This window comes from Marixanthomonas ophiurae (assembly GCF_003413745.1).
Classification (GTDB): Bacteria; Bacteroidota; Bacteroidia; order Flavobacteriales; family Flavobacteriaceae; genus Marixanthomonas; species Marixanthomonas ophiurae.
This window is the reverse complement of sequence record NZ_QVID01000001.1, coordinates 436,405-460,057: the sequence shown is the minus strand read 5'-3', so window position 1 is coordinate 460,057 and position 23,653 is coordinate 436,405. Positions and strand designations below refer to the sequence as shown.

Below are 23,653 nucleotides of genomic sequence, written 5' to 3'. Positions count from 1 at the left end.
TATGAGTACTTTTCAACGTAATATGAGCCTAACTGGCGAACCACCAAAAACAATTAATACCCAACAAAAAATAGCAAGCTTTATAGGTTTAGCTGGTTTGTTAGTGCTATTTGTAGCATTATTTAATGTCGATTTTCCGAATAAAACCTTGTGGTTGAGTGTTTCATTATTGTCTATAGCAGTAGGTACTATATGGTTTTCTAGAGCAGAATATTTAAGTAAACACGAAGGGATAAGCAATAATGGTGTATACTTTAAATCACTTTCTTCACGTGGATTCTGGGGTTGGATGCTAGGGATTACCTTAACATTATTTTATGTAGCGTTGTATTGGTTTCCGCAGTATCTAGGTTTGGTTAAAGACGGTGATAACACAGGAGTAATTTCGTTATTCGATCCGTTGAGTAAATTTTTAAGTGGCAACCCAGCAAGTCAATGGTTTTTATACGGAACGCTTTATACCTTGGCGATTTTAGCCTTCGGAATAAAATTTATCTGGAAATACCGTCATAACCGGTACGAAGTTATCAGAACGTGTTCAGTGATGTTTTTTCAACTAAGTTTTGCATTTATTATTCCTGAAATACTAGTTCGTCTTAATCAACCGTATTACGATTTTAAAAACATTTGGCCGCTTAACTATGAGCTTTTTGCAGGTTATAAGATAGATGAATTTTTAAGTGCTGGCGATGTAGGGTTGATTATGATCATCTTCGGAATCCTTTCCATTTTTGTAATTACACCTATTTTAACCTATAAATACGGGAAACGATGGTATTGCTCATGGGTATGTGGTTGTGGCGGTTTGGCCGAAACTGCTGGAGACCCTTTTCGTCATTTATCAGACAAACGCATGGTCGCCTGGAAAGTAGAACGGTGGGTAGTACATAGTGTAGTGGTTTTTGTTACAGTTATGACCACAGCCGTTGTTTTTAGCTATTTGCAAGGCAACGAGTCGCAATCTATAAGTGAATGGAGCGGACTGGAAAATAAAACCGTTTTTATGAGTGACCCGGATGGGAAACCTATTAACGAACGTATTTTGGCAGCTCAAAAAGCAAAAGCGAGTCAGGTGATTTTTATTAATAAAGCCGACTCAAAAGAAGCCCCCGTCTTAGAAACAACAGAAGGAATGAATATTCCGTTTCATGTTATTTCTGAAACTGAAAATGAAATTGCCCTCACTCGTTTAAAAAACGGATTGAGCGCTTCATTATTAGTAGATTCTGCTTCAAAAGAATATTTAACAATCAATGATGGAGTAGAAACTTCCTTTTTCGACAACCTTTGGATTTCGAAAGAGTTTTTCATTTGGTTTGTTGTTGGGGTGCTAACCTTGGTTTTTGGTGGTGTTATGCTTTTCCGAAGAGAACAATTGGCTAAAGATGCTAAATATGGTGCTATTGGGTATTTTGTAGTGGTAACATCTATTTTGCTATTCACGTATTTCAGCACGCCGGGAAAACTATTCTTTTTTAATGCGTACGAATTGCGCCAAACCTATGGATTTTTAATAGGAGCCATGTTTAGTGGTGTTATTGGGGTTGGTTTTTATCCTATCTTCGGAAGTCGTGTTTGGTGTCGTTTTGGTTGCCCAATGGCTGCAATTTTAGGATTTCAGCAACGTTTGTTCTCTCGTTTTAGAATTACAACCAATGGTGGACAATGTATTTCCTGCGGAAACTGTTCTACCTATTGCGAAATGGGAATCGATGTAAAAGCATATGCTCAAAAAGGTGAGAACATAGTTCGAAGCTCATGTGTAGGCTGCGGAATTTGTTCTGCCGTTTGCCCTCGAGGTGTTTTAAAACTAGAAGATGGACCAAGAAAAGGGCGTATTGAAGGTAATGAAGTACTGCTAGGGAACGATGTAGATTTAATGGAATATGTAAATGGGAAATAAGACTTTTGACACTTATTAAAACTATCTACCAACCTTAAAAGAAATCCTTTTACAACCTCAAAATTGCATGCCTCCAATTATAAAAGTTATTATTCCGGCTTTTAACGAAGCCGATTCCATTGCCAAGGTGATTGGTGATGTTCCTAAGGAAGTTTCAGAAATTATTGTAATCAGCAATAATTCTACCGATGAAACAGAAAAGGTTGCTAAAAAAGCCGGTGCCACCGTTCTTTCCGAAGGAAAAAGAGGATATGGCCACGCTTGTTTGAAAGGAATGGCCTACATTGCCCGACAAACCCCTAAACCTGATATTGTTGTTTTTCTGGATGGCGATTACAGTGATTATCCAGAAGAACTTTCAAAAATTGTTGCACCAATTATTGAAGAAAATATCGATTTTGTTATCGGAACGCGGGTTAAAGAATTAAGGGAAGAGGGATCCATGACATTTCCGCAGAAATTTGGAAACTGGTTGGCAACTTCGTTAATGCGACTGTTTTTCAATTCAAAATTTACCGATCTTGGACCGTTTCGTGCTATAAAATATGAAAAGTTGATAGCATTAGAAATGGAAGATAAAACATACGGATGGACCGTAGAAATGCAATTAAAAGCATTAAAACAAAAATTTTCATACCGTGAAATTCCCGTTCATTATCGAAACAGAATAGGGGTGTCAAAAGTTTCAGGAACGGTAAAAGGTGCTATCTTTGCCGGCGTAAAAATATTAAGTTGGATCTTTAAATATAGCTTTAAAAAATGATACTTGAGATAAGCATAGTCATCATCTATTCTATAGCATTGCTACTCATTTTCTTGTATGCTTTGGCACAACTTAATTTGTTTGTCAACTACTTAAAAGCGAAAAAGCAAAAGCGCACTGATCCTGTTTTCGATTTTTCCAATCCTGAAGAAATTCCTTTTGTAACCATCCAGCTTCCCGTTTATAACGAGCTGTATGTGATGGAGCGCCTGCTCAATAATATTGCTGAAATAGACTACCCAAAACATAAGCTTGAGATACAAGTGTTAGACGATTCTACCGATGAGTCTTTTCAAGCGACAACTGCCCACATAAAAAAACTAAAAGATTCTGGTTTAGATATTAAACAGATGAGTAGGGAAGTGCGTTCTGGGTTTAAAGCTGGAGCATTAAAAGAAGGCCTTAAAACTGCAAAAGGAGAGTTTATTGCCATTTTTGATGCCGATTTCCTTCCGAAGAAAGACTGGTTAAAAAAGACAGTTCCTTATTTTAAAGACGAAAAAATTGGCGTGGTACAAACTCGTTGGGGCCATATTAATAGAGATTACTCACTCCTTACAAAAATACAAGCCTTTGCCCTCGATTTTCACTTTGTGTTAGAACAAGTAGGCCGCAATTTCGGCAATCATTTTATCAACTTTAACGGTACCGCTGGTATTTGGCGGAAGACATGTATTATCGATGCAGGGAATTGGGAAGGTGATACACTCACTGAAGATTTAGACTTAAGTTACCGTGCTCAACTTAAAAAATGGAAGTTTAAATATTTGGAAGATGTAGAAACTCCAGCCGAACTCCCAGTAGTAATCAGTGCTGCAAAATCGCAACAATTTCGATGGAATAAAGGTGCTGCTGAAAATTTTCAAAAACTATATGTAAGGTTGCTGAAAGATCCTACGGTTCCTTGGAAAACAAAATTTCATAGTTTTTTCCACTTATTAAATAGTAGTATGTTTTTGTTGATCTTAACCGTGGCCATTTTAAGTGTACCCATGCTTTATATAAAAGCAGCAAACCCTGAATGGGCTGTGGTTTTTTATGTATTGGCAGGTTTTGCCTTTAGTACTGTTATCTTCTTTATGTGCTATTGGCTCACGTATTCAAAAATAAATGGTGGGGGATTTAAAAACTTCCTAAAGTATATTGGGATGTTCTTTACGTTCTTTTCTGTAGCCATGGGCTTTTCAGTTCATAACTCACTTGCAGTTTTAGAAGGTCATTTTGGTAAAAAAAGTGATTTTATTCGAACACCAAAGTTCAATATTTCTCTAAAAGAAAGCTGGAAAGAAAACAAGTACCTGACAAAAAACCTTTCAGGAAACACGATTATTGAAGGGGTTTTAATGCTCTATTTTGCCTTTGGGATGTACAGTGCTTTTGTTGTTGGGAAAGAAGATGGCGATTTTGGTCTATTTCCTTTTCACTTGATGCTTTTTGTAGGCTTTGCTTTTGTGTTTTTTAAGAGCTTGTTAAGCAGAGCTTAATTTAGTGAATAGAAAGTCGAAACTGTTGTGGGGTCATCAGCTCTAATTTTTTAAACTGGCGGTTAAAATAACTCACATTATTAAATCCAGATTTAAAAGCAATTTCTGAGATAAGCATAGTCTTATTTTTTTTCATTAACCTTTTTGCAAACTTGATCTTTTCTGAATTCATAAAATCTATTGGCGAAACGCCTAAAGTATTTTTGAACTTTTTATGAAAATTAGACGTACTCATATATGCCTTTTCGGCTAAGGTGTCCACGCTAATATTTTTGTTGGTTAAATTTTCTTTTATGTACTTTACTACAGAGCCAATACGTGTATCACTAAACATTTCTAAATGATCATTTAAAATACTGTATTTGGCCTTTGTTTGAAGCAGTCTAATAATTAACTCCTGAATCATTAGATCTAGCAATACATCTTTCGACGAAGAGTTTTTAGTGAATGTATTCACCAATCTATCTATAAGGTAATTCACTTCAACTTGATTGGTAAGGTGAGATGCAAACCCTTCCTCTAGACTCCAGTTGTTGTTTTCGTTTTCAATTTCTACTTGTTGATTAAACTTTAAAGCGACTTCATTTATTTTTTGGGGATCAATACCCAACGCCAAACATTGCGTAGGACTACTTTTAGTTGCAGTAGGGAAGTCGATAATCATTTCTTTATTAGCGGGCATTACGACTGATTCGCCTGGAAGGAAATCAAATTCAGGGATATTGGCAAGGTGCATTATTTTTTTGCCTGTGAGCATACTAGCAATAACTGGGAAATCAAAAGTAAGCGAAACTCGTTCTGCCACTTTATGCGTTTCAAAAATATTTAATTCAGAATATTCAGCATTGTACGTAGTTCTATTTTCAACTAAAGTGAAAATTTTCCGACTTTCTTTATGCCTTGCTAAAGAGTGATTCATATTCAATATTACGTAAAAATTTCAGTAAAATCTATAAAAAATAGAAATGTGTTATTCTTCAATAGTATTGTTCAATTGCTTAACAATATTATAAAATACCTTTATTAAAATTATGTAATTCACAAAATAATAACTAAATAATTGTCATTATGAGTAATATAGAAACAGAAAAAGGAAAGGCTATTGAGCAACCAAAATTTAAAGATACGTATGATAATTTTATCGGTGGAAAATGGGTAAAACCAGTTAAGGGAAAGTATTTTGAAAGTATTTCCCCAGTAGATGGAAATTCGTTTACAAAAGTAGCCCGATCCACTAAAGAGGATGTAGACAAGGCATTAGATGCTGCTTGGGAAGCTGCTAAAACTTGGAATAGAAAGTCAGCAACCGAACGAAGTAATGTGCTTTTAAAAATTGCTGATATAATTGAAAATAACATTGAAACGTTAGCACGAGCTGAAACTTGGGATAACGGAAAACCTATTCGGGAAACTACCAATGCAGATTTACCACTGGCAGTAGATCACTTTAGGTATTTTGCTGGTGTTATTAGAGCCGAAGAAGGTGGGGCTAGTGAATTAGATGAAAATACTGTTTCATTAAATATTTGGGAACCATTAGGGGTTGTAGGGCAAATTATCCCGTGGAACTTCCCAATTTTAATGGCAGCTTGGAAGTTAGCCCCTGCATTAGCAGCAGGAAACTGTGTGGTTTTAAAACCAGCTGAGCAAACCCCTGTTGGAATCATGATTTTAGCTGAATTGATTCAAGATGTTGTTCCTGCTGGAGTATTAAACATTATAAATGGATTTGGTCTCGAAGCTGGGAAACCATTAGCATCAAGCCCTCGCATTAAAAAGATTGCGTTTACGGGTGAAACTACTACCGGACAATTAATTATGCAATATGCTTCTAAAAACATTATTCCTGTTACGTTAGAATTAGGAGGAAAATCACCAAATATTTTCTTTAAAAGCATCATGGATGAAGATGATGATTTTCTTGATAAAGCTATTGAAGGAGCAGTCCTTTTTGCCTTTAACCAAGGAGAGGTTTGCACGGCCCCATCTAGAATTTTAGTTGAAGAAAGTATTTTTGATAAATTTATGGAGCGTGTTGTAGAGCGAACCAAAGCTATTAAAATAGGACATCCGTTAGATCCGGAAACGATGATGGGAGCTCAAGCCTCTAACGATCAATACGAGAAAATTTTAAATTACATAAAAATTGGAAAAGAAGAAGGCTGTGAAGTGCTTGCTGGTGGAGATTCAGCTTACAATGAAGGCTTAGAAGGCGGGTATTACATTAAACCGACTATTTTTAAAGGAAATAACAAGATGCGGGTATTTCAAGAAGAAATTTTCGGTCCTGTAGTTTGTGTTACAAGCTTCAAGAATGAAGCAGATGCGATCGAAATAGCGAATGATACACTTTATGGTTTAGGCGCTGGGGTTTGGACACGTGATATGCATCAAGCGTATCAAATTTCAAGAGAAGTAAAAGCGGGTAGAGTATGGGTAAACAACTATCATGCATATCCTGCGCACGCTCCATTTGGAGGTTATAAAAAATCTGGAATTGGTCGAGAAAACCATAAAATGATGCTCGATCATTACCGTCAAACTAAAAATATGCTAATTTCCTATGATAAGAAAAAATTAGGTTTCTTTTAATATTTAGTTGGTTTTAAGAAGGTCGGAATTAATTTCCGGCCTTTATTTTTAAATTTAGAATATGAAAAATAGTAGAGTAGCAATAACAGATGAAGCAAAAAAGATTGTTGAACAAATGAAAGAACAACACGGTTCGCTTATTTTTCATCAAAGTGGAGGTTGTTGCGATGGATCGTCACCTATGTTGATTTCAAAAGATGACTTTTATTTAGATGAAAGCGACATCCTTTTAGGAGCAGTTGCTGGCGTTTCTTTTTATATGAATCAAGATCAATACGAATACTGGAAACACACACATTTAACCGTCGATATTACAAAAGGTCGTGGCTCTAGTTTTTCTGTAGAAATTCCATTAGGTATTCGATTTTTAATAAAATCAAGGCTGCTAACTGAAGCGGAAAGTGAACATTTCAGAAAAGTAGAAGCTAAAAAAAATGAGTTGTTACCTTAAAGACAACCTTCATTAATTAAACCTTCCTATCTCTTGATCGTCTTTTTTATATAAAACCTCCTAAACTTTAAAAAACCTTGAAGGTTTTATATCTTGTGGTTTCGTAAAGTAAAACTAAGTGAAAGACTTTTTCAACCTGTATAGAATTCCATTGCTTTTCGCTGTGATAAGCATTGCTTTATACGCCAGTTTTGGCTACGATTTAAACCGAAGTGATTTTGCAAAACTGCTTCCGCTGTATGGAGCTTTATTTTTCTTAGCCTATAAGCTCATCCAAATAACAAAAGGCAATTTCTGGGTGCTGTTCGGATTCGGAATTGCTTTTCGATTGGTCTTTTTAGTTGCCATCCCCAATTTGTCACAGGATTTTTATCGTTTTATCTGGGATGGCAGATTGTTGCTGCAAGGTGAAAACCCATACCTTTTTACCCCAGAACAATATGTAAATAAAACATCTGAAATATTGAATAGTTTAAGATGGCTTAGCGGAGCGGAAGCAACGAAACTAATAAATGGTATGGGCGCTCTCAATGCCAGCCATTACAGTAATTATCCGCCAATCAATCAACTATTTTTTGCAATAGCTGCTTTATTTGCTAAAAACAGTATACTCGGTTCAGTGGTAGTTTTACGATTAATTATGATTCTTGCAGATGTAGGTGCCTTTTACTTCGGAAGAAAATTACTAAAGAACCTAAATCTAAATCCACATACTATTTTTTGGTATTTCCTGAACCCTTTTATCATTATTGAATTAACGGGAAACCTACATTTTGAAGGCGTTATGCTTTTCTTTCTAGTTTGGGCACTATATTTATTACAAAAAAGGAAATGGGTTTGGGCTGCTATATTGATAGGGGTTTCTGTTTCAGTTAAATTGTTGCCATTGTTGTTTTTGCCACTATTTTTTAACTACTTCTTGAAGAATAAGAAGAGCGAAAAAAACTCTTCATTGGAATTCACCTCATTTGGAATAAAGAAACTGATTATGTTTTATTCAGTTTGCCTGTTAACAGCTGTTGTAACATTCTTACCGTTCTTTTCTTCAGAATTTCTTCAGAATTTCACAACAACTATTGGATTATGGTTTCAGAATTTTGAATTTAATGCGAGTGTGTATTACATCATAAGGTGGATCGGTTTTCAAACCGTGGGATGGAATATTATTGCTACGGTAGGTAAGATATTACCACTGATTGTCATTGCTTTCATATTGATACTCACCTTCTTCCGAAGAAATGAAACACTTCCAAAATTAATTACGGCTATGCTCTTTGGCGTTTCGTTCTACTTTTTGTTGTCTACGACCGTACATCCTTGGTATGTTGCAACGCCTTTACTGCTATGCTTGTTTACCAGATACCGCTTTCCTATAGTTTGGAGTGCTGTGGTAATATTAAGTTATAGTGCTTATGGAGCTGATGGTTTTAATGAAAACCTCTGGTTGGTAGCTACGGAGTATGTCGTAGTAATTGGGTATGCGGTTTGGGAGATTTTTTTTAGGAGAAAATTTGGAAGCGCAATAACATAAGAGTTACGTGAGCCAAATTATGGTTATACACCTTAAGTTATTTTTTTCAGTTCTCTATTGGTAGCCTGTTAGTAGGTTTCATAAATACCTCAATCATTTTGGTTGTAAATAGTATTGTATTGTAAAAAAGTCAAAGGAGCATTTACAGCAGGTTCTGGTATGAGTTGCGATTGATCTTCTAAGATTTTCAACTTATCAATTTTTATGACAGTATAATTACCTACATATAATTGTAAAATGAGTCCTGGAAGTCCGGTGTAATCTTTAGGGCCGTCACTTACTGGTATTTCATCAGTGTACCAGGCAACGATGTTAAAATTTCTGCCTTCTTTTCGTACTGTAGTTGTGGCCTTTTTGCACTTATAGCCCTTCAACTTTTTTGCTTCATTATACAAAATCCAATTATATTTCGGTATAGTGTCTTGGATTGCCCTCATTTTTTTATTCTTGTCAAACTGCATTTTAAAAACGTTATTACTAAAGTCCTTATAAACAAAAAGATCAGTAGGACGAATAAACTTAGCTTGTACATCGTGCATATTTCCATATTCATCTACAATGATGGTATCTTTTAACACAGCACCTTTGCCCGCAATTAATTTTTGAAGAGATCTATTCTCAGAATAATGATAAGATATATTCATGGATATATCATAGTTCTGAAATTTAGAATCCAAAGGCAATACTTGATAGACACCTATAATGCTTTGCCCATTGGAAGTTTGCCAGATCAGATCCTTTTCAAGCTTGACACTTGAAGAAGAACTATTTTCGGGATTGTTTTGCCCAAAAGCCAAAAGTGGTATTAAAACGAATATAGCTATTATCTTATTCTTCATTATCTATATTATTATGAATGTCGTATAAAGATAATACAATCATTTGCATAAAGTATTAGCGATTTTGGTATAATAGTAACTCTCAGATATTAATACTATATTTTCTTTACCCGTCCTAAATTATAAAAATCTTTTCGTCTGTCTTTTAAATTCCTTACAGCGCCAAAGGTGTGTAATTCCCGTAACAAATCTAAATCAACATCGGCTACCAAAATCATCTCAGTATTTGGGGTGGTTTCTGCTTTAACACCGTTGTTAGGAAAAGCAAAATCGCAAGGTGTAAACACAGCCGATTGTGCATATTGAATGTCCATATTATGTACTTTCGGTAAGTTACCCACACTGCCAGCAATGGCGACATAGCATTCGTTTTCAATGGCACGAGCTTGTGCACACAACCGAACTCTAGAATATCCGTTTTGTGTGTCTGTTAAAAATGGTATAAACAGAATGTCCATTCCTTCATCAGATAAAAGTCTGGAAAGCTCAGGAAATTCAGAATCGTAACAAATTAATATTCCTACTTTTCCGCAATCGGTATCAAACGTTTTAAGCGTATTTCCTTGTTGCATGCCCCAAACTTTTGCTTCATCTGGGGTTACGTGTAATTTTTCATACCGCTCTACACTTCCGTCACGGCGGCATAAATAGCCAACATTGTACAGTTTGTCATCTACTACTTCCGGCATACTTCCGGAGATAATATTAATGTTGTATGAAATAGAAAGTTTAGACAATCGCTCGGTAATTTCAGCAGTGTGCGTTGCCAGTTCGCGTATCGCTTCTGGTTCGCTCATATGGTTGTATTCAGCCATAAGCGGCGCATTGAAAAATTCGGGGAACACAGCGAAATCACTTCGGTATCCTGCAACACTGTCAATAAAATATTCAACTTGCTGCATTAAATCTTCTATGCCGTTATACGAACGCATTTGCCATTGAATAAGTCCTAAACGAACGATACTTTTGGTAGCACTTGGTTTTTTATCTGGTTTGGTGTAGTAAATATTGTCCCATTCCATTAAAACGGCATATTCGCCCGAAGCGGCATCGCCTTCTAAATATCCTTTTAAAACACGAAGCGGGTGAAAATCGTTTGATAACTGAAAGTTCAATACAGGATCTTCAATTTCTTTGCTTCGTACTTTCTCTAAGTATTTTTTTGGTGAAATAGTGTCGGCATGTTTATGGTAGTTAGGCATTCTTCCCCCGAATACGATACTTTTCAGGTTTAAGTTTTCACACAATTCTTTTCGATAATCGTAGAGTCTGCGACCTAATCGAAGTCCGCGGTAATCGGGATGTATAAACACGTCAATTCCGTAGAGCACATCACCGTTGGGATCGTGGATTTTAAACGACGGGTCGCGCGTTATATCATCATAGGTATGATTGTCTTCAATTTTATCATAGTCTACAATAATCGATAGGGCACAACCTGCAATTTCGCCATCGGCCATAATGACCACTTGACCTTCTGGAAACAAAGAAATTAAATTACCAATCTCTTCAATTTTCCAATAAGAATTTGGCAACCCTCCATATGACTGAAGGGTTGCTTTTTTTAACGCTTCGTAATCTTTAAGCGTTAAGAATTTTAATTCTATATTTTCTATTTTGTTTTCCATGGGTTACATATCTAAGAGATATGCGAAAATTAAAGGGGCGACGATGGTAGCGTCACTTTCTATAATGAATTTTGGTGTATCAATGTCCAATTTACCCCACGTGATTTTTTCGTTTGGGACTGCTCCCGAATAGCTTCCGTAGCTCGTTGTTGAGTCTGAAATTTGACAAAAATAACTCCAAAAAGGCGTGTCGGTACGTTCCATATCTTGATACAACATCGGTACGACACAAATAGGGAAATCACCAGCAATTCCACCACCAATTTGGAAGAAACCAATTCCTTTTTCTGAATTATCGGTGTACCAATCAGCCAAGAAGGTCATATACTCAATTCCACTTTTCATGGTTGAGGCTTTTAGCTCGCCTTTTAAAACATAGCTAGCAAAAATATTACCCATCGTACTGTCTTCCCAACCTGGACAAACAATAGGAAGGTTTTTTTCTGCCGCAGCATACATCCAAGAATCTTTTAAATCGATTTCGTAATGTTCTTCTAACACACCACTTAAAAGCAATTTGTACATATATTCGTGCGGTAAATAGCGTTCGCCATTGGCTTCTGCTTCCTTCCATATTTTTACAATATGTTCTTGAATTCTTCTGAATGCTTCTTCTTCTGGAATGCACGTATCTGTTACTCGGTTCAGTCCTTTTTCTAATAAATCCCATTCATTTTTTGGGGTTAAATCACGATAATTAGGAACTCGTTTATAGTGGCTGTGCGCCACTAAATTCATAATATCTTCTTCCAAGTTTGCACCCGTACACGAAATGATATGCACTTTATCCTGACGGATCATTTCAGCAAATATTTTACCTAATTCCGCAGTACTCATAGCTCCAGCTAAGGACACTAACATTTTTGAACCTTTGTTCAATTGGTCTTCGTATCCTTTTGCAGCATCTACCAAAGCGGCAGCGTTGAAGTGCAAATAATATTTTTGAATAAATTCTGAAATCGCTCCTTTATTAGTCCTCATCTTCGTTGTCGTTAAATTTTGAAATTCCTTTTTTTGAGTCTGTGAAATTGCTTTCATAGTCATCTTCTCCTTCTGTACCTTCAAACTTGTAGCTAAGCATTTTGTAATACAATTTAGCCGCTAAAAAGTCAGATGATTTCTCTGCTGGATTTGGGCATAATTCTACAATATCAAATCCAACCACATTGCGTTCAGCAAAAACTTGTTTTAAAAACTCCATGGTTTCATAGAAAAACAACCCACCTGGTTCTGGGGTTCCCGTTGAGGGTAGGATAGAAGGATCAAATGCATCCAAATCGAACGTAATAAATACGTTTTCACCCAGCGCTTCAATTACATTGTCCATCCAATACTCATCGGTTGCCATTTCGTGTGCAAACCATGTTTTTTCACGGTCCATTACGGTTGTTTCGGCAACATCCATACTACGAATGCCTAGTTGTACTAAATTAGTCATTTGGCTGGCTTCGTAAACCGCACAAGCATGGTTGCAAGTAGAACCTTCATACTCTTTCCGAAGGTCTGCATGGGCATCGATATGAAGCACGGTTAAATCGTCAAAACATTCATTAAATGCACGGATTGTACCGATTGAAATACTGTGCTCACCACCAAAAACAGTTACAAACTTATTCCGAAGAATATAATCTTTTGTTTTTTTGTGAACCGCTTCTACCATCGCTTCCGGTGAAGCATTTTCAGTAATGGGTTCGCTTAAATAGATTCCTTGTTTGTAAACTTCGGTTTCGGTTTCAATATCGTACAATTCCATGTTTTCTGAAGCGTGTAAAAAAGCTCCTGGACCTTTATCGGCTCCTTTTTGCCACGTACTGGTGCCATCGTAAGGAACAGGAATTAATACAATTTTTGAAGTTTCCAGAGCCGCATATTTTTGCGGGATTCCGGCATACGTTTTAGTGCTCATAACCTAAAATGTTTAGCAATTGCTCGCTTGTTTGTTGTTGTGAAAATAATTTGGTCGTGATGTTTCCATCATCGTCTTTGTCAATTAAAATATGTTTTGGTGAAGGGATTAAACAGTGTTGTAATCCACCAAATCCGCCAATGCTTTCTTGATAAGCTCCCGTGTTAAAAAAGCCGATATACAACGGTTTTTCTTTTTTAAATTTAGGCAAATAAATAGCGTTCATATGCTGTTCGCTGTTGTAATAATCGTCACTATCGCAGGTTAACCCTCCTAATAAGATGCGTTCGTATTCATCATTCCAACGATTGATTGCTAGCATAATGAAACGTTTACTAATCGCCCAGGTATCGGGTAAGGTTGTAATAAAAGAAGAATTAATCATATTCCACTTTTCGCGATCGTTTTGTTGTTTTTGGTATAAAATCTCATAAATGGCTCCACCGCTTTCACCTACTGTAAAGCTACCAAATTCCGTAAATATACTAGGCACAGGCACATCGGCTTCTGCGCAGGTGATATTTATTTGGTTGATGATTTCATCGATCATATACTGATAGTCATACTCGAAAGCCAATGAATTTTTTATAGGAAACCCACCGCCAATGTTTAAGCTATCCAGTGAAGGACAAACCTTTTTCAGTTTGGTGTACACGTTTAAACACTTTACCAATTCGTTCCAGTAATAGGCGTTGTCGCGAATACCGGTGTTAATGAAAAAGTGAAGCATTTTAAGCTCAACCTGTTTGTTGTCCTTAATTTGTTTTTCGTAAAAAGGAACAATATTTTTATACCCAATCCCCAAGCGAGAGGTGTAAAATTCAAACTTAGGCTCTTCTTCCGAAGCGATTCTAATTCCTACTTTATAATTGCCTTCAATTTGTTCGGAAAGTAACCCAATTTCCTCATAATTATCAATTACAGGAATGCAGTTTTTATGTCCTTCATTAATTAATCGCGCAATGTTGTTAACGTATTGTTCCCGCTTAAAACCGTTGCAAATTACATAGGTGTTGTTATTGATTTTTCCTTCCGCTTTTAAGTTTTCAACAATATTAATATCGAATGCCGATGAGGTTTCAATATGAATATCGTTTTTTAACGCTTCGTGTAACACGTGTTTAAAGTGAGAGCTTTTCGTGCAATAGCAATAGTTATAATTGCCTTGATAATTATGCTTTTCAATCGCATTGCCAAACCATTTTTTGGCGCGTTGTATGTTTTTTGAAATTTTAGGAAGATAGGTAAACTTTAAAGGTGCCCCGTATTTTGAAACGAGATCCATTAAGTCGATATCGTGAAAAGTTAAGGTTTTGTTTTCGTTTAAAGCAAACTCTTCCTGCGGAAAATAATAGGTTTGATCAATGAGATCAATATATTTAGTATTCATTTTAAAAAGTAACGGTTAGACATGAAAATTATAAATCAATTAGTTGATACCCTCAGAAAATTGAGAGAAATAACAAAAAATTAACGGTATTTTCAAATACGGATAGGGTTGAGCCAGTAGGCTAAACGTTGTGAGAAACCTTCTACAGGTTCTAAGGGTAAGGCGGAAGCTAGCTTTAAATTTCGGCTGGTTGCCTGGCAACCTGTTTTTGAATATGACTTCCTAATCTTCAAAAACCCGAACACAGAAACACGGTTCAATTTGTTCAGCTAAATGCGCAGCAAATGTACTTTATTTTTTGATATAGAAAATCATTTCAGTAAAAATTTAGCATAAAAAAACACCCCTGTAAAAAGAGGTGTTCTAGTTTGAATATCAGTAAAGTATTACATCATGCTAAAAAGCTCTACTTCTCTTTTGGTCAATATTTTCCAACGGCCTCTTGGTAAGTCTTTTTTAGTAAGATGTGCAATGGTTACACAGTCTACTTTCACCACATCGTAGTCTAAATGATCAAAAATATCACGGATAATACTGTTTCCCATATTTTTGATTTTCAGACCAATTTCTTTTTTAGGCGAATTGTCTACGTAGCTAATTTCTTCTACTTCAACTGTTTTACCGTTAATTTTTAAACCTTCTTCTATTTTCTGAAGATCGGAAGCTTTAAGGTTTTTGTCTAATTCAATATGAAACAGACGAGGCATCCCTTTGCTATGCAACTTTTTAACTAGCTTATCATCGTTGGTGAACAACAATAATCCGGTTGCATTTCTACCCAAACGGCCTATCGGTTTTACATCGGCAGTAGTTGCATTCGAGATTAAATCCATTACGGTTAATCCTTTGCTTTCACTGGTAGTTGTGGCAACAGACTTTGGTTTGTTCAATAAAACATAGGTGTCTGGCTCTGGATTAATACGACGACCATCGAAACGAACATCGTCGGCTAACTGAACTTTATAGCCCATTTCGTTTATAATGTTTCCATTTACCGATACCAAACCCGTTTTAATGTAAGTGTCCGCTTCTCTACGAGAGCAAATACCGCTGTTAGCAATGTATTTATTTAACCGAATTCCATTCGGGTTTTCTTGGTGGTTGGTATTTCCACTCTTGTCTTGTTTTTTCGTGGTAGGTTTTTTTCTACTTAAAGGAGCATTTCCTCGTGCATTGCTTCCTTTTCGGGTGTTTCCGGCACCACGCCCAGAAGGTTTTCCTTTTCCGCTATTGTCTTTTCTGCTCATATTCTTTTCCGAACTTAATTCGGAATCTTTTTAATGCCTTATATAAAAGGCAACGTTCTCAAATTTTTTGCAAAGGTAGGCAAAGCCATTGGTTTTCAAATAGCAATAGTTAAAAATCCACTATTTATATTTTCAGAAGAAACCGATTCAATAACAAATCTACATCGATTAAAACAATGCTAAAGACACCCAAAACAATGATGAATTTCAGGATGTTATGTAACACCATATAGTGTAATTTGTGTTTTGATTTCCATAGGACGAATAGGAAAATGAATAGCGCCAAAATACTTCCGAAGAAAAAGTAGTTCATATACCCAATTGGGAACTTAAAAATGAGCAACAAAGCTGGTATAAATGCAACGAAACACATGAGGGTTAACATCCGTTTTGAAACTTTTTCACCATACACAACAGGAATGGTGTGATAATCCTGCGCCAAGTCACCTTTAATGTTTTCAAGGTCTTTCACTAGTTCTCGCATAGAAATAAGAAGAAATAAGAAGGTAGCGTGGACAAAAATCACCAAGTCGAAATTACTGTAATAGATAAATACCGCAAAGAAGGGAATTACCGCTAAAATTGCCGCTGTTATATTTCCAATAAAAGGATACTTTTTAAGTTTATGCGAATACAGCCAAAGCACAAAAATATACACTGAAAAAAAGAGCACAGCCCTGAATGAAACATAGCTGGCAAAAATCACGGAAAGGAAATTCAGAATAAAATATACCGAAAGTTTTGTACGCTGACTTACCAACCGATCGAGCATCGTTTTTCGTGGGCGATTGATTAAATCTTTTTCGCTATCGTAAAAACTGTTGATTATGTAACCCGATGCAATGGCTGCTGCCGAAGCTAAAACTAACATCAACAAATTAACATCAAATAAAACCCTTTTTACAGGCAAGTCTGGTGCTAAAATGTATATAGAAGTTAAGTATTGCGCAATAATGATTATAAGAATATTATAACCACGAACCACCGAAAACAGACTGAAAACCTTTAGTAGAAAATGTTTTTGTTTTCTGTTTAGCATTTTTTTGGTGTTTAATACCTGGCCTTAAAAGTACAAACTAAAATGGTTTATATTTTTATAAATTTACGAATACCAACTTTGCCATCTTCCGTCTTAATTTTGATAAAATAAATTCCTGTTGCTAATGTTGCTGTGTTTATTGTAGGATTGTCATTTGTAAAATCAACAGGCTCCATTACTAGTTGTCCTACGTTGTTATAAACGGCTATTTGTGTTATTTCTTTTTGAAGGGTAATATTTAAATAATCTGAAGAAGGGTTTGGGTGGATTGAAAAATCTAGGGTTGGGGTTTCGTTGAGTTTAAGTATTAAAGAGTTTTTATACCAATTTATTTGATTGTCTAACGCCAGTGATGAAATAACGTCAACATCACCATCGGAGTCTATGTCAGCAGCATAAATAGAATTTGCACCATCTGCATTATTTGAAATAATATTTTGAGAACTAAAGTTACCTAGTCCATCCATATTCTCATACCAAGCGACTTTATTATCATCTGCAGATGCAGAAATCACATCTAAATCGCCATCATTGTCTAAATCAACACTATACGTTGCTAGGGGTGTGTCAACTTCAGTAGTTATAATTTTTTCTTGACTAAAACTTCCTTGTGAATTTGTATTTTCAAACCAGACAATTTTACCATCTGATCTATTGGTGATAATAATATCCACGTCGTTATCTCCGTCTAAGTCAGATCCTTGAACAAAATCTACATTATTGTTATAACTAGAAGTAATAAGTTGTGGTGGTCCAAAGTCACCTTCACCATTTAAATTTTCATGCCAATTTACTTCTCCATCATTTAATGCAGCTGAAACAATATCCAATGCTCCATCATTATTCAAATCTACTATATCAATGGAAATAGGTGCAAATCCAGAATCGTCAGCGATAATGTATTCAGGACCAAAATTACCCTGACCGTCCATGTTTTCAAACCATGATAATTTTCCGCTAAAAAAAGATGCAGATACAACATCTTTGTCTCCATCTCTGTCTATATCTGCAATCGAAGCATCTACAAAAGAAGCATATTGATCGGTAATAATATTTTTATGCAAACTAAAATTTCCATTTCCATCTAAATTTTCATACCATTCTATTTTAGTATTGACTGTAGCCAGTACATCCATATCGTTATCACCATCAATATCGCTAGCCACTACAGTTCTGGTGCCAAACATTTTTTGAGATATTGATTTTTGTAAGCTAAAATTACCGTAGCCTTCTAGATTTTCATACCAAGCTATCTCTCCATCAATTTCTGATGCTGAAAGTATGTCCATATTTCCATCCCCATTAATATCCGCGGCATAAACAGAGGTTGGGGCTTCTACATTGTAAGTAATATTTTGTTGTGTTTCAAATGTTCCGTTGCCATCTACATTTTTATTATAACCAATTCTATCTTGAGAGGCAAAAAGCACATCTATATTTCCATCATTATTAATATCATTTAGATAAAGTGAAATTGCATATTGAGCGGTATTATTAATTTCTTGCATTGTTCCAAAATTTCCTGCTCCATCTAAATTTTCATTCCATACAATTGCTGGAGTTGTATCATCAGAAAAAAATCCTGAAACTACATCTAAGTCTCCATCACCATCGATATCTGAAGTAATTGCATCATAGGCAGACGAGGATGTTGTAAGAATAACCTGTTGCGGCCCAAAACTTCCTTCGCCATCTAGGTTTTTAAACCAAGCTACTTGATCACCACCAGCAGAAACCACATCTATATTTCCATCATTATCTATATCGGCAGCAGATATTGAACTAGTGCTAGTAGAAGATACAATTTGTTGCGCTACAAAATCCCCTTGACCATTAGTGTTTTCATACCAAGCTAAATTCTGGTTTACCAGTGAATTGGCCAATACATCTATATCCCCATCTCCATCAATATCTGCCGCAAAAACAGATTGAGCAAGATTTATTTCGGTGGTTATTATTTGCTGAGTTCCAAAATTGCCAAGTCCATCTATATTTTGGTGCCAAGCAATTTTGCCTTCTCCATAAGGCCCTGAAGCAGAAAGTACATCCATATTTCCATCACCGTCAATATCAGCTGCGAAGACAGATTGAGCATTAAAAGCATTTGTGGTTATTATTTGTTGCGAACTGAAAGTTCCTTGGCCATCTAAATTTTCGTACCAAGCAATTTTATTATCAAAACTTGAAGCAGAGAGTACATCCATATCTGAATCACCATCAATATCAATTGCAAAAACTGACTGAGCGCCATTTGCTTCTGTACTTATTAATTGCTGATTTCCATAAGCCCCTTGTCCATTAGTGTTTTCATACCATGCTATTTTATCGTCGTCTGAAGAAGCGGAAAGTATATCCATGTCCCCATCACCATCAATGTCAGCTGCAAACACAGACCTTGCATTGTTGGTTGCATTTTGATTATCGATAACTGTTTTTTCTTCAAAATCAACTTGAGCGTAATTACAAAAGGCTAACAAACAAACAAATATGGTAAGTAAATGTGTTTTCATTAAAAGTAAATTTTAGGGTATTGAGGTCAAATCTAAAGAAATAAAATGATTTCCTGTAGATTGCAGTTATAGGAAACCTTAGTAAAAAGTATTTTACTTAAACCAAAGTTGAAAAAAGTACTGAATATTTTTAAAAATTATACACCACTTCTAGCCTATAATCCTTTAAAGCTTCGCGTGCTTTGTCAATATCTTCGGTAAAACCTAGCATATAACCGCCGCCGCCAGAACCACATAACTTTAAGTAGTAAGCGTTGGTGTCAATTCCTTTTTTCCACAAGGTGTGAAATTGTTTTGGGATCATTGGCTTAAAGTTGTCCAGCACTACTTTTGAAAGTTGTTTTACATTTCCGAAGAGCGATTTCACATCACCTTTTAAAAAGTCATGAACACAAGCATCGGTATGTTTTACAAACTGGTCTTTTACCATGCTTCTAAACCCTTCTTGCTTCATATTTTCCATAAAAATATGAACCATCGGCGCCGTTTCTCCAGTACTACCACTATCCAATAAGAAAACCGCTCCTTTACCATCTTCAGTTTGCGAAGGGATTCCGGCCGGTTCGATATTGTCTTTACTATTGATTAAAATAGGTAAGCTTAAATAACTGTTCAACGGGTCTAGCCCAGAGGATTTTCCGTGGAAAAAAGACTCCATTTCAGCGAAAATAGCTTTAAGTTGTAGCAGTTTTTCACGAGTTAAATTTTCAAGAACCGTAATTTTATTGTTAGCGTATTTATCGTAAATAGCCGCAACCAGTGCGCCACTACTGCCCACACCATATCCTTGAGGAATACTGCTGTCAAAATACAATCCTTTTTCAACATCAGCTTTTAAGGCTTCAATATCGAAAGTTACTAACTCTGGATTTTCCTTTTGAAGTGTCGCTAAGTACTTTGCAAAACGTAATAAACTATCATTACTCTTTTTGGTATTGATGGTTTTATGTTCGTCGATTTTCAACGCTCCGTTATAAAAATTATAAGGAATCGATAAACCTTTGGAATCTTTTATAATTCCATATTCACCAAACAATAGGATTTTTGAATAGAATAAAGGGCCGCGCATAAAGTAATGGTTAATGGTTTTTTAAATGTACTGATTTTCCTTCAGTACTGCAAAGATATGAATGGAACTCGTATTTTTCTGAAATTTTTTATAAAATATGCTTTATCAAACAATTACAGTGGTTTTTAGAGAGCAGCTGCTCCATCACCGGTGTGATCATGAATATATTCCCCGTTTTTACAAAAAGGCTTCAAATCAGTTTCAATAAAGGTAGAAACGTTTTCTTTTTCAGCTTCGGGGTATAAAACGTGAACATTGGCACCCGCATCTAACGTAAAACAAACGTTGCTTCCTGTTTCTTTTCTGAAATTCCAAATGCGGTTAATAATTTCCAAGGTATTTGGTTTCATTAATATAAAATAAGGCATAGACGTCATCATCATCGCATGCAATGACAAAGCTTCGCTTTCTACGATTTTAATAAATTCTGAAATATCACCTTCTCTTAAAACTGGGATTAGTTTTGAGAGATTGTTATTGGCTTGTTGAAAGCGTTGTTTGGCAAACGGATGGTCGTGCATTAAATTATGCCCAACCGTGCTGCTCACTTGCTTTTCACCTTTATCGACTAACAAAATAGTATCCTGATAATTTTTGAAAGTATCGTGAACTTCAAAGGGATATTTTGTTCCGAATAAGTTACTACTTCCGTAAATGTCTGGGTGTTCGCCCCAAACAATCAATGGGCCTTCTATGCTTCTACATGCGCTTCCGGAACCTAGTCGTGCTAAAAATGAAGCCTTCTCTTCGGTTTCTGTCCCTTCGGCTCCGCTCAGGGACCTTTCAAGTTGTGTCAAACACAATGCCAAGGCACTCATCCCACTGGCTGAAGAGGCAATCCCGCTACTATGCGGAAAACTATTACTGGTTTCAATTTTAAATTCATACTCCTTCAGAAAAGGAACGTATTTTTCAATCCGTTCGAAGAATTTTTGAATCTTAGGTTCAAAATCTTTTTCTCTTTTTCCGTCTAAATACACTTCAAAATGAAATCCTTCTGAAGGTTTTATTTTTTTATAAGAAAGTGTCGTTTTTGTGTGACAATTGCTCAACGTAAAACTTATGGAAGCATTTTTCGGTAACTGCTCGCCGTACTTTCCCCAGTATTTCACCAAAGCGATGTTGCTAGGACTTTGCCAAGAAATGCTTCCTTCAGTTAAAAAATTTGAATAGGCAGTAGGGATAAAGGATTGTTTGACCATAGATTAGAATTATGTTACAAAAATAAAGTTCTTTTTGGTTAATATGATGACATAGTTGAATTGTTTCGATGTATACATACTAATCATAAAAACCAAAAATCATGAAAAAATTGCTATTAATTTACGTTTTGAGCATTTCTTGTTTCAGCATCTCAGCACAAACGAAAACATGGGTTGGACCTTCAGGTGGTGACTTTGATGTTGAGGCTTATTGGAGTCCGACAGGTGTTCCAGGTGGAAGTAATGACGTTATTATTCCCACAGGAAGTAATATGATTTTTAATACAGTGGCAACTATTCGTTCTTTTACCCTTCAAGGGAACGCTATGGCAACGATAACGAATAATTCTATTACTACTTCTGAAGCCTCTTCTATTTCGGCCAATGCAGTAATTTCCTGGACTACTGGAGAGTTTAGAGGGACTGGTACCATCACCAATCTTGGAACAATAAATTTAGTTCCAGGTGCTGCTTTATCCCAGGCACTCAGAGAACAAGTAACCCTGAATAATGAAGGAACTATCAACTTTAATGACACTGGCTTATTCAAAATAGGTTATGGCAATCCTACACTTAATAATTTACCTACTGGAGTTCTCAATCTAAATTCAAATACCCAAATTGTTGGGGGGAATAACCAAAATGGAACTATAGTTAACACAGGGCTTATAAAAAGAGCTCAGGGCACAGGTGTATTTGAAATAAATACCCCGCTACTAAATAACAATGGAACAATTTTAGTAGAAAGTGGAACCCTGCAAATTACTGATGAAAACACAGTATTGACTAACGGAACCTACAACATATCATCTAACGGCATACTCGAATGGCATTCGGTCCCTGAACCAGGAATAACCTGTGAAGGCACCCTTAGTGGTCAGTTAGACGGCCCTATTAACTGGAATTGGAATTTGAATATAGAAGCTGGAACGGAAGCTATCTTCGATTTTGATGGACCTGGTGATGTTAATTGGATACAAGGAAAACTTAAAGGTGATGGTACCCTAACCAATCTTGGAGTACTCCACATAGTAGATGGCGGTCAGGGCACAACAATCAAAGATCAAATGACTCTGAACAATGAAGGAATTATTAATGTTGAAGAAAATAGTGTATTTCATATAGGCGATGGAAACCCTATCCTTAACAATTTACCAACAGGAGTGCTTAATCTAAATTCAAATGGGTCCATCGTTGATAGCAACAATCAGGCAGGTACTATAGTAAACACAGGTCTTATTAATAGAGTGCAAGGATCAGGAATTTTTGATATTTCAATTAATGTTGACAATAGAGCACCTGGAATAATAAACGTAGAAACAGGCACCCTAAAATTTGAAAAAACCTTTGTAGGCGATGGTATCCTAATGGGAAATGGAACGGTACAACTTATTAATGGAATTGCATTCGAAGGTAGGCTTTCACCAGGAGGTCACCCAGGAATCTTAACTCATTTTGGTGATTATACCAGCACTTCAGATGCAATCATAGCTCCTGAAATAAACGGACCAAATTCTGGAACCGAATATGACGTTTTTGAAATTCAAGGCGATGCAATTTTAAATGGCGACATTAATATAAATATGGGGTATGTAGCAAATGTGAATGACGAATTCGTAATCCTAACCGCAAACAATATTACTAGTTGTAATCTGCCTGCTACAGTAACTGCATCTTATAATTTTATGCAGCACACGTTTGATGTAATCTGTAATCCAGACAATATTATCCTAAAAGTAAACAACATCATTTTGGGAGCCGAAGAAAATACGTTGAGCAACCTTACGCTTTATCCAAATCCAACTGACGGTAATTTTACCATTGATTTGGGAAGGGAATACTCAGGTGTTACTGTACAGATTTACAATATTCTTGGGCAACTAATTGCTGATGAAAGATATGCCTCGGCAAAATTCATTCAAAAGGAAATAAACACTTCCGCAGGAATCTATTTTATAAAAGTAAGTATCGCTAAAAAAGGATCAAGCACGTTAAGGATTGTAAAGCATTAATTTTTAAGATGATAAATCAACCTTTATGCATATAAATATGTTTCATTTTTGGAATAATGATGACATAGTGTAAACAAACCGATGTTT

General features: G+C 35.9%; 18 protein-coding genes. 7 read left to right on the top strand and 11 right to left on the bottom strand.

Going from position 1 to position 23,653, the window contains the following annotated elements; genetic code table 11:
• Window position 1 precedes the first annotated feature (1 nt).
• The 3 genes from DZ858_RS01990 to DZ858_RS01980 all read left to right on the top strand — a co-directional run bounded on the left by DZ858_RS01990 (window position 2) and on the right by DZ858_RS01980 (window position 4,150).
• On the top strand, window positions 2-1,903 hold the full coding sequence (locus DZ858_RS01990) for a 4Fe-4S binding protein (protein WP_117157898.1): 1,902 nt from the start codon (window positions 2-4) through the stop codon (window positions 1,901-1,903).
• Between the two features lie 67 nt (window positions 1,904-1,970).
• Complete coding sequence (locus tag DZ858_RS01985) at window positions 1,971-2,666, top strand: glycosyltransferase family 2 protein (RefSeq protein ID WP_117157897.1); 696 nt, start codon at window positions 1,971-1,973, stop codon at window positions 2,664-2,666.
• Window positions 2,663-4,150: a cellulose synthase family protein gene (locus DZ858_RS01980; protein WP_117157896.1), complete on the top strand. Its 1,488-nt coding sequence runs from the start codon at window positions 2,663-2,665 to the stop codon at window positions 4,148-4,150. The genes DZ858_RS01985 and DZ858_RS01980 overlap by 4 nt, the downstream gene beginning before the upstream one ends.
• A 1-nt stretch (window position 4,151) precedes the next feature.
• On the opposite strand, the gene DZ858_RS01975 is transcribed toward DZ858_RS01980, so the two are convergent.
• The gene (locus DZ858_RS01975) at window positions 4,152-5,069 is read right to left on the bottom strand and encodes an AraC family transcriptional regulator (protein ID WP_117157895.1); all 918 of its coding nucleotides are present in this window, start codon (window positions 5,067-5,069) and stop codon (window positions 4,152-4,154) included.
• Window positions 5,070-5,218: 149 nt separating this feature from the next.
• Here DZ858_RS01975 and DZ858_RS01970 point away from each other — a divergent pair, with 149 nt between their 5' ends.
• The 3 genes from DZ858_RS01970 (at window position 5,219) to DZ858_RS01960 (ending at window position 8,724) form a co-directional block, all read left to right on the top strand.
• Window positions 5,219-6,742 carry an aldehyde dehydrogenase family protein gene (locus DZ858_RS01970; protein WP_117157894.1) on the top strand — a complete coding sequence of 508 codons (1,524 nt, stop codon included), beginning with the start codon at window positions 5,219-5,221 and terminating at the stop codon, window positions 6,740-6,742.
• A gap of 61 nt (window positions 6,743-6,803) precedes the next feature.
• Window positions 6,804-7,193 (top strand): DUF779 domain-containing protein, encoded by a 390-nt coding sequence (locus tag DZ858_RS01965; protein ID WP_117157893.1) that lies wholly within the window; start codon window positions 6,804-6,806, stop codon window positions 7,191-7,193.
• Between the two features lie 118 nt (window positions 7,194-7,311).
• Entirely contained in the window at window positions 7,312-8,724 is a 1,413-nt protein-coding gene (locus DZ858_RS01960) for a glycosyltransferase 87 family protein (RefSeq protein WP_239990700.1), read from the top strand.
• An 89-nt stretch (window positions 8,725-8,813) separates the two neighbouring features.
• Here the strand turns inward: DZ858_RS01960 and DZ858_RS01955 are convergent, their stop codons facing one another.
• The 10 genes from DZ858_RS01955 to DZ858_RS01910 form a co-directional block, all read right to left on the bottom strand.
• Window positions 8,814-9,563, bottom strand: coding sequence for a GLPGLI family protein (locus DZ858_RS01955; RefSeq protein ID WP_117157892.1), 750 nt, complete (start codon window positions 9,561-9,563; stop codon window positions 8,814-8,816).
• A 95-nt stretch (window positions 9,564-9,658) separates the two neighbouring features.
• Window positions 9,659-11,191 (bottom strand): bifunctional GNAT family N-acetyltransferase/carbon-nitrogen hydrolase family protein, encoded by a 1,533-nt coding sequence (locus DZ858_RS01950; RefSeq protein ID WP_117157891.1) that lies wholly within the window; start codon window positions 11,189-11,191, stop codon window positions 9,659-9,661.
• Between the two features lie 3 nt (window positions 11,192-11,194).
• Window positions 11,195-12,172, bottom strand: a complete 978-nt coding sequence (locus DZ858_RS01945) for a deoxyhypusine synthase family protein (RefSeq protein WP_117157890.1) — start codon at window positions 12,170-12,172, stop codon at window positions 11,195-11,197.
• Window positions 12,162-13,097, bottom strand: coding sequence for an agmatinase (gene speB / locus DZ858_RS01940; protein WP_117157889.1), 936 nt, complete (start codon window positions 13,095-13,097; stop codon window positions 12,162-12,164). Before speB ends, DZ858_RS01945 begins: the two co-directional genes overlap by 11 nt.
• Complete coding sequence (locus DZ858_RS01935; protein ID WP_117157888.1) at window positions 13,087-14,487, bottom strand: type III PLP-dependent enzyme domain-containing protein; 1,401 nt, start codon at window positions 14,485-14,487, stop codon at window positions 13,087-13,089. The genes speB and DZ858_RS01935 overlap by 11 nt, the downstream gene beginning before the upstream one ends.
• Window positions 14,488-14,873: 386 nt before the next feature.
• The gene (locus DZ858_RS01930; RefSeq protein ID WP_117157887.1) at window positions 14,874-15,734 is read right to left on the bottom strand and encodes a pseudouridine synthase; all 861 of its coding nucleotides are present in this window, start codon (window positions 15,732-15,734) and stop codon (window positions 14,874-14,876) included.
• A 124-nt stretch (window positions 15,735-15,858) separates the two neighbouring features.
• Window positions 15,859-16,773 (bottom strand): geranylgeranylglycerol-phosphate geranylgeranyltransferase, encoded by a 915-nt coding sequence (locus DZ858_RS01925; protein ID WP_117157886.1) that lies wholly within the window; start codon window positions 16,771-16,773, stop codon window positions 15,859-15,861.
• Window positions 16,774-16,820: 47 nt separating this feature from the next.
• Window positions 16,821-19,283: a T9SS type A sorting domain-containing protein gene (locus DZ858_RS01920; RefSeq protein WP_117157885.1), complete on the bottom strand. Its 2,463-nt coding sequence runs from the start codon at window positions 19,281-19,283 to the stop codon at window positions 16,821-16,823.
• A 130-nt stretch (window positions 19,284-19,413) separates the two neighbouring features.
• Complete coding sequence (locus tag DZ858_RS01915; RefSeq protein WP_117157884.1) at window positions 19,414-20,352, bottom strand: mevalonate kinase family protein; 939 nt, start codon at window positions 20,350-20,352, stop codon at window positions 19,414-19,416.
• Between the two features lie 125 nt (window positions 20,353-20,477).
• Window positions 20,478-21,554 carry a diphosphomevalonate/mevalonate 3,5-bisphosphate decarboxylase family protein gene (locus tag DZ858_RS01910; protein ID WP_117157883.1) on the bottom strand — a complete coding sequence of 359 codons (1,077 nt, stop codon included), beginning with the start codon at window positions 21,552-21,554 and terminating at the stop codon, window positions 20,478-20,480.
• Window positions 21,555-21,655: 101 nt separating this feature from the next.
• On the opposite strand from DZ858_RS01910, the gene DZ858_RS01905 reads away from it, so the two are divergent.
• Complete coding sequence (locus tag DZ858_RS01905; RefSeq protein ID WP_117157882.1) at window positions 21,656-23,566, top strand: T9SS type A sorting domain-containing protein; 1,911 nt, start codon at window positions 21,656-21,658, stop codon at window positions 23,564-23,566.
• Window positions 23,567-23,653: the final 87 nt, after the last annotated feature.

Bases quoted from the DNA above. Each gene is read 5' to 3' on its own strand.
- DZ858_RS01955 (WP_117157892.1), bottom strand. From the start codon at position 9,563: ATGAAGAATAAGATAATAGCTATATTCGTTTTAATACCACTTTTGGCT.
- DZ858_RS01990 (WP_117157898.1), top strand. From the start codon at position 2: ATGAGTACTTTTCAACGTAATATGAGCCTAACTGGCGAACCACCAAAA.
- DZ858_RS01925 (WP_117157886.1), bottom strand. From the start codon at position 16,773: ATGCTAAACAGAAAACAAAAACATTTTCTACTAAAGGTTTTCAGTCTG.
- DZ858_RS01920 (WP_117157885.1), bottom strand. From the start codon at position 19,283: ATGAAAACACATTTACTTACCATATTTGTTTGTTTGTTAGCCTTTTGT.
- DZ858_RS01945 (WP_117157890.1), bottom strand. From the start codon at position 12,172: ATGAGGACTAATAAAGGAGCGATTTCAGAATTTATTCAAAAATATTAT.
- DZ858_RS01965 (WP_117157893.1), top strand. From the start codon at position 6,804: ATGAAAAATAGTAGAGTAGCAATAACAGATGAAGCAAAAAAGATTGTT.
- DZ858_RS01935 (WP_117157888.1), bottom strand. From the start codon at position 14,487: ATGAATACTAAATATATTGATCTCATTGATCAAACCTATTATTTTCCG.
- DZ858_RS01970 (WP_117157894.1), top strand. From the start codon at position 5,219: ATGAGTAATATAGAAACAGAAAAAGGAAAGGCTATTGAGCAACCAAAA.
- DZ858_RS01985 (WP_117157897.1), top strand. From the start codon at position 1,971: ATGCCTCCAATTATAAAAGTTATTATTCCGGCTTTTAACGAAGCCGAT.
- DZ858_RS01910 (WP_117157883.1), bottom strand. From the start codon at position 21,554: ATGGTCAAACAATCCTTTATCCCTACTGCCTATTCAAATTTTTTAACT.
- DZ858_RS01980 (WP_117157896.1), top strand. From the start codon at position 2,663: ATGATACTTGAGATAAGCATAGTCATCATCTATTCTATAGCATTGCTA.
- DZ858_RS01905 (WP_117157882.1), top strand. From the start codon at position 21,656: ATGAAAAAATTGCTATTAATTTACGTTTTGAGCATTTCTTGTTTCAGC.
- DZ858_RS01950 (WP_117157891.1), bottom strand. From the start codon at position 11,191: ATGGAAAACAAAATAGAAAATATAGAATTAAAATTCTTAACGCTTAAA.
- speB (WP_117157889.1), bottom strand. From the start codon at position 13,097: ATGAGCACTAAAACGTATGCCGGAATCCCGCAAAAATATGCGGCTCTG.
- DZ858_RS01930 (WP_117157887.1), bottom strand. From the start codon at position 15,734: ATGAGCAGAAAAGACAATAGCGGAAAAGGAAAACCTTCTGGGCGTGGT.
- DZ858_RS01975 (WP_117157895.1), bottom strand. From the start codon at position 5,069: ATGAATCACTCTTTAGCAAGGCATAAAGAAAGTCGGAAAATTTTCACT.
- DZ858_RS01915 (WP_117157884.1), bottom strand. From the start codon at position 20,352: ATGCGCGGCCCTTTATTCTATTCAAAAATCCTATTGTTTGGTGAATAT.